7 protein-coding genes and 1 pseudogene are annotated in these 7,259 nt (G+C 65.1%); 5 read left to right on the top strand and 3 right to left on the bottom strand.

Features of this window, described 5'->3' with window-relative positions; genetic code table 11:
* The 4 genes from QN345_RS13500 to QN345_RS13515 form a co-directional block, all read left to right on the top strand.
* Positions 1-236, top strand: a 236-nt coding sequence (locus QN345_RS13500; RefSeq protein WP_323508754.1) for a GNAT family N-acetyltransferase, incomplete at its 5' end; no start/stop codon positions are given.
* A 465-nt stretch (positions 237-701) separates the two neighbouring features.
* Positions 702-1,676 carry an NAD-dependent epimerase/dehydratase family protein gene (locus QN345_RS13505; protein ID WP_322136301.1) on the top strand — a complete coding sequence of 325 codons (975 nt, stop codon included), beginning with the start codon at positions 702-704 and terminating at the stop codon, positions 1,674-1,676.
* A 55-nt stretch (positions 1,677-1,731) separates the two neighbouring features.
* Positions 1,732-2,157 carry a hypothetical protein gene (locus QN345_RS13510; protein ID WP_134447153.1) on the top strand — a complete coding sequence of 142 codons (426 nt, stop codon included), beginning with the start codon at positions 1,732-1,734 and terminating at the stop codon, positions 2,155-2,157.
* A 10-nt stretch (positions 2,158-2,167) separates the two neighbouring features.
* Positions 2,168-2,605: a VOC family protein gene (locus QN345_RS13515; RefSeq protein ID WP_322136302.1), complete on the top strand. Its 438-nt coding sequence runs from the start codon at positions 2,168-2,170 to the stop codon at positions 2,603-2,605.
* Between the two features lie 16 nt (positions 2,606-2,621).
* On the opposite strand, the gene QN345_RS13520 is transcribed toward QN345_RS13515, so the two are convergent.
* The 3 genes from QN345_RS13520 to QN345_RS13530 all read right to left on the bottom strand — a co-directional run bounded on the left by QN345_RS13520 (position 2,622) and on the right by QN345_RS13530 (position 6,700).
* Entirely contained in the window at positions 2,622-4,760 is a 2,139-nt protein-coding gene (locus QN345_RS13520) for an elongation factor G-like protein EF-G2 (protein WP_322136303.1), read from the bottom strand.
* Between the two features lie 109 nt (positions 4,761-4,869).
* Positions 4,870-6,012 (bottom strand): DUF6544 family protein, encoded by a 1,143-nt coding sequence (locus QN345_RS13525; RefSeq protein WP_322136304.1) that lies wholly within the window; start codon positions 6,010-6,012, stop codon positions 4,870-4,872.
* 76 nt (positions 6,013-6,088) lie between these two features.
* Positions 6,089-6,700: a TetR/AcrR family transcriptional regulator gene (locus QN345_RS13530; protein ID WP_323508755.1), complete on the bottom strand. Its 612-nt coding sequence runs from the start codon at positions 6,698-6,700 to the stop codon at positions 6,089-6,091.
* A gap of 182 nt (positions 6,701-6,882) precedes the next feature.
* Here QN345_RS13530 and QN345_RS13535 point away from each other — a divergent pair.
* Positions 6,883-7,161 (top strand): annotated as a pseudogene (locus QN345_RS13535) (hypothetical protein); the annotation flags it as partial.
* Positions 7,162-7,259: the final 98 nt, after the last annotated feature.

Here is a 7,259-nt window from a genome sequence, read left to right on the forward strand (position 1 = left end):
ACGGCATAGTAGAAACACACATAGTGGTCCTGTTTTCAAACGGCACTATTGGCCCTGTTTTGGGTCGGCGTCAACACTTCGCCCGAAACGTCTTGGGGGCAGCTCACCTGGTCGCGATCATCCACCCCGATAACCGGGCCTCAAGAGGCGTCGCGGAAAAGATCGGCCTTGAATTCGAAGAGGATGACCGTGGCGGAGCTATAGACGTCCGCTCCGTCTACGGGTTACGTCTGTGACCTGTCCTTCCTAGCCGGATGCTCCGCGAACTGAATTCGCATTAGGTGTGCGTCGTCGCAATGATCGTGACCACAACCACCGCAACGGTGAAAACGGCAAGAATCAGCCATCCCTGCCACGTGCGCGGACCCCAGCCGCCACCCAGTTTCTTCGGACCAAACCACGGTTCATGTTCTGCCACTTCGTCCCCCAAGAAAAGTTGAAATCTTCGTGACGCCGCCGCGGTACAATCGCACAGTCCCCGCGCTCGCACTCTGCGCGAGCGACACGATGAGGCCACTCTAGTGAGCGCCCTGACCTGACGACTATCCCCCGTTGTCGCGTTCCGCGTGCCCCCGGAGGAAACCCACCCATGCTCCGTTGTTATCGAAGGCCCGAACCACGGTCGCCTTCGGTTCCTCCGAGCTGTGCGCTCGTGGCGAACCGCCCGGTCTTCGCATGTCTGATGCACTTAGCTGTTGAGCGTGACGCACACACTCATCCTTGGCGGGACGGCCTGGCTCGGCCGCGAGATCGCCCAGCAGCTGGTTGAGGCGGGCGAGGACGTCACCTGCCTGGCGCGCGGCGAGTCGGGATCGGTAGCCACGGGCGCGACCCTCGTGCGCACGGACCGGCGAGCGTCGGACGCTTACGATGCAGTCAGGAATCGCACCTGGGATGACGTCATCGAGCTCAGCTGCGAAGCCGGCCTCGTAACCGGGGCGTTGGAGGCTCTGGCCGGCACCACCCCGCATTGGACGCTGGTATCTTCCGTCTCCGTGTATGCAAGCAACAGTGAAGCGGATGCCGATGAAGACGCCGATCTCGCCGAACCAACCGACCCGGCTGAGTACGCCCACGCCAAGGTCGCCGCCGAACGGGTCACATCCCGGGCCGTCGGCGACCGTCTCCTCATCGCCAGACCCGGTCTCATCGTGGGGCCGGGCGACACCAGTGACAGGTTCAGCTACTGGGTGGCTCGCCTGGCCCTGGCCTCGCATGAGCCTGTTCTCGTACCCGATGCTCATGGCCGTGCCGCGCAGTTCATCGACGTCAGGGACCTCGCTGCGTGGATCATCGCTGCCGGTCACCTCGGTCTCACGGGCACCTACAACGCTGTCGGCGTCCAACGGGAGCTCGCAGACGTTCTTGCTGCCGCACAGCAGGTCGCAGGCCACGATGGCGAACTCATCCCGGCGGAAGACGACTGGCTGGTCGCACACGGAGTCAACTATTGGGCTGGGCCCCGCTCCCTGCCCCTTTGGCTTCCCCGCAGCGCGGATGCGTTCTTCCAACGCAGCCGCCAACGGTTCCTCGAATCCGGGGCGATGGAACGAAGCATCCACGAGACCGTGCACGATGTACTCGCAGACGAACGAATTCGCGGCCTGGGCCGAGAGCGACGAGCGGGACTCAGCCGAGAAGACGAACTCCGCCTTATCGGCGAACTCAGCGAATGATGAACGAATAGGTCGGGTCCGAAGGCGGTCCGGGCGCTGTCGCTATACTCGCGGCATGCGGATCCGCCCAATAGACCTCGTCGACGTGCTGGTCTATCTCGTGGTGCTGGGAATGTTCATCGAGCTGTTTCCCGACGTCATCTCCGAAAGCTTCCTGTTGGCACTGCTGACGGCGATCCTGCTCAAGGTCGTCCTTGAACTCGTGCTCTTGGTCAAGAAGAATATCGTCGCGCGGATCCGCTCGGCGGAAACTCGTTGGGTTCGAATCGTCAACGTAATCACTCTGGTGCTGCTGCTGCCGGGGAGCAAGTTCCTGGTGCTCGAACTGGTCGCCCTGGCATTCGGAGATGCCGTCCGTCTCGGCGGTTTCTTTCAAGTCACTGTGCTGATCATCGTTCTCATGCTCGCGCGAGGCGGAATACGACGGGCGTTCAGGGTGGCCGACGAGACCGCAGGGTCCGGGATCGATCCGGTTCAGTAGCATGAAACGCATGTCCATCAAGCTTGAGAATGTCGGCATCGCCGTTCGCGACCTCGAAGCAACGATCGCCTTCTTCACCGACCTCGGTCTCACGGTCATGGGCCGTGACGAAGTCAGTGGCGAGTGGACCGACACCGCCGTCGGCCTCGATGGCAACCACGCCAGAATCGCGATGCTGCAGACGCCAGACGGTCACGGGCGTCTCGAGCTCTTCGAGTACATCCATCCCGAAGCGATCGAGACGGAGCCCACTCGTCCCAACGTGATCGGCATGCATCGCATCGCCTTTTCCGTCGACAGCCTCGACAAAGCCCTTGCGATAGCCGCGACGCACGGATGCTTTCCGCTTCGCGGCGTCGCGACCTATGAGGACGTCTACAAGCTCACCTATGTCCGCGGCCCCAGCGGCATCATCGTGATGCTCGCTGAGGAACTGAAAAAGAACTGAAGAAGACCTGACCGACTCACAGGGTCACGGAATCAGCCGCCACATTCAACGGCGCCGGTTCGTGCCGCAGGTAGGCGCGACGGAATCGTCCACTTCCCGCGGTCAGGGCCCGGAGATCCATCGCGTACCGCAGTAACTCCGCATCCGGAATCTCGACGGTGACCTCACTCCGTTCCTCTCCGACCGACGTGACCCCGGTCAGGTGACCCCGGCGGGTGGACAGGTCGGTCATCACCGTGCCCACATAGCTGTCCGGCACGTTGATCGTCACCGCGGAGACCGGTTCCAGCAGCTGGATCCGGCTCGCGGCTGCGGCCTCGCGCAACGCCAGCGCCCCGGCGGCCTGAAATGCGGCATCCGAGGAGTCGACGCTGTGCGCCTTGCCGCCGACCAATCTCACCCGGATGTCGACGACCGGGAACCCGGCGGAAACGCCCTTCTGCATTTGTGCCCGGACGCCTCTTTCGATCGACCCGATGTACTGGTTCGGGACCACCCCGCCGACGACCTTGTCGACGAACTCGAAGCCCGCACCGCGTTCGAGCGGTTCGACCTCGATGTCGCAAATGGCGTACTGCCCGTGCCCACCGGACTGCTTGACATACCGTCCCCGCGCGGCAATGGGCCGGGCGAACGTCTCCCGCAGCGGCGTGATGACACCGACGGTCTGCACCTTCACACCCTGGCCGCGCAGCCTGTCGAGCACGACCTCGGCGTGCGCCTCCCCCATGCACCACAGGATCAGTTGGTGGGTTTCGGCGTTCCGTTCCACGCGCAGTGTCGGGTCGACGGCGGCGACCTTCGCCAGGCTCCTCGCAAGCGCATCTTCGTCGCCGTGCGTCGCCGCCTGCACGGCGACGGGCATCAGCGGCTCCGGCATCTCCCAGGGAGTGACCAGCATCGGCCTCTCCGGAGCGGACACGGTGTCGCCGGTCTCGGCGCTCGACATCCTGGTGAGCGCGCAGATGTCACCCGCAACGCAGTACGGTGCCGGGCTGAGGGAAGACCCCATCGGGAACTGCAGGTGCGTCACTCGCTCATCACTGTCGTGGTCCGTTCGGCCCCGATCGACCAGCCCGGATCCACCGATGTGCACGGTCGAGTCCTCCCGGATCGTGCCGGAGAAGACCCGCACCAGGCAGACCCGCCCAAGGAAGGAATCGATGGTGGTGCGCACCACTTCGCCGAGTAGCGGCCCAGCTGGATCGCACGCCAGAGTCTCGATCGGCCGACCGTCCAGCTCCGCCACCGCCGGCACGCCGCGTTCCACCGGCGACGGGAAGGCCCCGGTCAACAGGTCGAGCACCTCCGCCACCCCTACCCCGGTTTCAGCGGATGCCGCCAGCACGGGAAAGAAGGACCCGCGGGCGACGGCGATTTCCACGTCCGCGATCAGGGTGTCGAGGGGGATCTCTTCGCCGCCGAGATAGCGATCCATCAGCGTCTCATCCTCGCTCTCGGCGATGATGCCCTCGATCAGGACGGCTCGCGCCGACTCGGAGTCGGCGCGTTCGACGTCGTTCGCCTGCCGACGGGCGGGACGCGGGGTGCCCGCCGAGTAGTCCGATACCGTTCCGGAGAGCAGCCCCAGCAACCCGGTGATCTCCCCGGCTGTGCGGATCGGCACGTAGACCGGCACCACCGAGGAGCCGAAGGCGCGCTGGAGTTCGGTCAGAACCGTCTCGTAGCGGGCCCGCGGATGATCGATCCGGCTGATCACGACGCCGCGCGGCATTCCGATGCTCTCGCATTCCGCCCAGAGTGCGGATGTGGCCGCGTCGACACCGTCAACGGCGGAGACGACGAACAGCGCAGCATCCGCCGCCCGGAGGCCGGCTCGCAGTTCGCCGACAAAATCGGCGTAGCCCGGGGTATCGAGCAGATTCACCTTCACCTGGTCGACAACCAGCGGAAGCACCGAGAGCGTCACGGAACGTTGCTGGTGGATCTCGGACGGATCGGAATCGCTCACCGTCGTGCCGTCGAGGATCGACCCCATCCGGTTGATGGTGCCGGTGGCCACAAGGAGCGCTTCGGAGAGCATCGTCTTACCAGCCCCCGAGCGGCCGACCAGGGCAACGTTTCGGATCTTCTCCGGACGATCCGGTGGTGCCGTCGTCCCGTTGGACGTGCCGTGTGTGCCTTTTCCGGACATGAGCAGCTCCTGACGTCGTTGTCTCGACTTTCCCGCACCGTTGTAGTCGATTTGACACCCGAGCAGGACCGGACGGCAAGGGCCGGGGCGGTCGCGTTCCCGGGAGTGATCACACGCGCGTCGCTGCAGTACCGGCGTTGTAGGTGATGGCGTCGAGGTTGTATTCGAGGTAGACGAACTCGCCCGGCGGGGCGGTTGGATGCCAGCGGCCTTCACCATGGGCGGCGAGTCGGCGGGAGCCGAACGCACGATAGTCCCGTACCGGCGTCGACCACGGTTGCGGCGTGAAGGTCGAGCCATCGTGCGAGGTGCTCATCCGGTCGTCCGAGCGGAAGTCGACGAGATCGCCGTCGCGAAAGGTCAGGTCGGCGCTCACGGTCTGCGCACCGTTCGTGAATACGCCCCTGGCATGAGTGTCGTCGATCTGCTGCCAGGCAATCGGCGCGTCGATGAGTGCCGCCGGGGCCAGAATGCACAGGTCGTTGAACAGGGTCACGGTCTCCGCCCGGTCCATCTCAGGCCCAGCGGCGTTCATCATCCGCAGCAGGGAGCACAGCTTGACGCGCATCGTGGCGGACCGGCCGACGAACACGTGCAGTACGTCAACCGGCAGGCCGAACATCGTGGCGTCCATCCAGAACAATCGACTGGGCGTTGGGCCGTACGTGTTCACCTGCTCGCCGGTGTAGGTCATCCACCGTGATGTCGCGCTTGCGCGGATCCGGCCGTGGATCGTGGCACGCAGGGTCGAAACCCGGGGCTTGCCGACAGCGCCGGAGCGGCGAATATGCTCGGCGACCAGTGCCGGGAGATGAGCCAGGTCGGATTCCGACACCAGCGCGCCCGTGTCGGGTTCGGCTTCACGCAGCGCGGTTGCGACACGACGCCGGTACTCGGCACGGTAGCTTCTCGGTCCGTTCGACGCGAACTCGTAGCCGAGCGCCGCGAGCAGCACGAGGTTGGCGAGGGTTCCCGCCTTGGCGTCGCTCCACGAAGTCAGTATCACGGTCTGGGAGATCAGCAGGCCGATGATTCCGGCGACCCACCACATCCGTGCGCGGGCCGCGAACAGCACTCCTGTCGCGACGAGCATGATCGCGGCGGCGAGCCACACCACGCCGAGCGCCGGCGCGATCGGCTCGGTCAGCGTCGCCACCTCGGCCCAGGCAAGACCGTGGGCAGCGCCGAGGAGGTGGAGCGATCCGTGTGCGATCAGGATCAGGACGACGAACCACCGCGCGAGGGTCCTCACGGGAGCACCGCCCGCACTCAGTAAACGGGAAGGGGGTCTACACGAGTGCGCAGACGTCGAGTGGTCGAGTTGCCGGTCATTCGCCGGGGCCCGTCCCAAAGCGGGCGAGCACCAGATCGACGGCCGCGCGCGCGTAGCCGGGTTCGATCGGCGCACCCGTGATCAAAAGGCTGAAATACAACGGCCCGGCAAGCGAGTTGAGCACGAAGTCGGTGTCCGTATCGGCGGCGAGCTCGCCGGAGGCGATTCCGCGCTCGACGGCAGAGCGCCAATCGAGTTGGTTGGGCTCGATGATCAGCTCGCGATAACTGGTGGCGAGCACGGGGTCGGCGGCCATCTCTGCCACCAGGCCGGGCAGAACGCGCCCCAGCGGAGTCCGGGTCAGGATGTCGATGAGCTGTTCGGTCAAGAAGAGCAGGTCGCCGGCGGCGCTGCCGGTCGCGCTGCTCCGTGCCGGACGCATTTGGGTCACCATCGCCTCGACGACGAGCTGCGACTTCTGCGACCACCGTCGATAGATGGCGGGTTTACTCACGCCGGCCCGCCGGGCGACCTCCGCCACGGTCAGGCGGGCATAGCCGACCTCAGCGAGCAATTCGATCGTGGCTCGCAGAATCGACCTGTCCGTGCCCGGATCGCGTGGGCGGCCCACATCGCTGCCCCGACCGCCGGGCCGGCGCGGCGCCATCGGTGACTCGGACACCAGAACCGCCTTCCCTTTTACGTTCCTATTAGTAACGTAACTGATGTCGTCGAGTTACGCAACGAGGCGTTACGGAACCGCCTCGCGCTTACCTGTAACCTCATCCCCAAGCCGGCCGGCCCCCTGGGGGTTCTTGACACGGTGGCGATTGGCCTGCATGGTGCTCGATGAGGCGGCTCAGCGCCGCGACGGAAGGAGTTCTCGTGACCGGTCGCATCCACATCGACCTGTTCTCCACGCTCGACGGAGTCTCCCAGGCTCCCGGGGGCCCTGAAGAAGACACCGACGGCGGGTTCAGGTTCGGAGGCTGGCAGGCGCCCCTGATCGACGAAGCAGACGGTGCCCAGATAATGGCAGGAATCCAGACCATGGACGCCCTGCTTCTGGGGCGGCGGACGTATGACATTTTCGCCGGGTATTGGCCAGACCAGCTCGACGGGTCCGCGTCCGAAATCGCACACAAATTCGGCTCTCCTGACGTTACCGTGGGTGGTTTCCGAGCGCCTTAACGAGTGCACGCCGCTCTCCGTCTAGGTTTCTAACT

The organism is Cryobacterium sp. 10I1, assembly GCF_035019805.1.
Classification (GTDB): domain Bacteria; phylum Actinomycetota; class Actinomycetes; order Actinomycetales; family Microbacteriaceae; genus Cryobacterium; species Cryobacterium glucosi.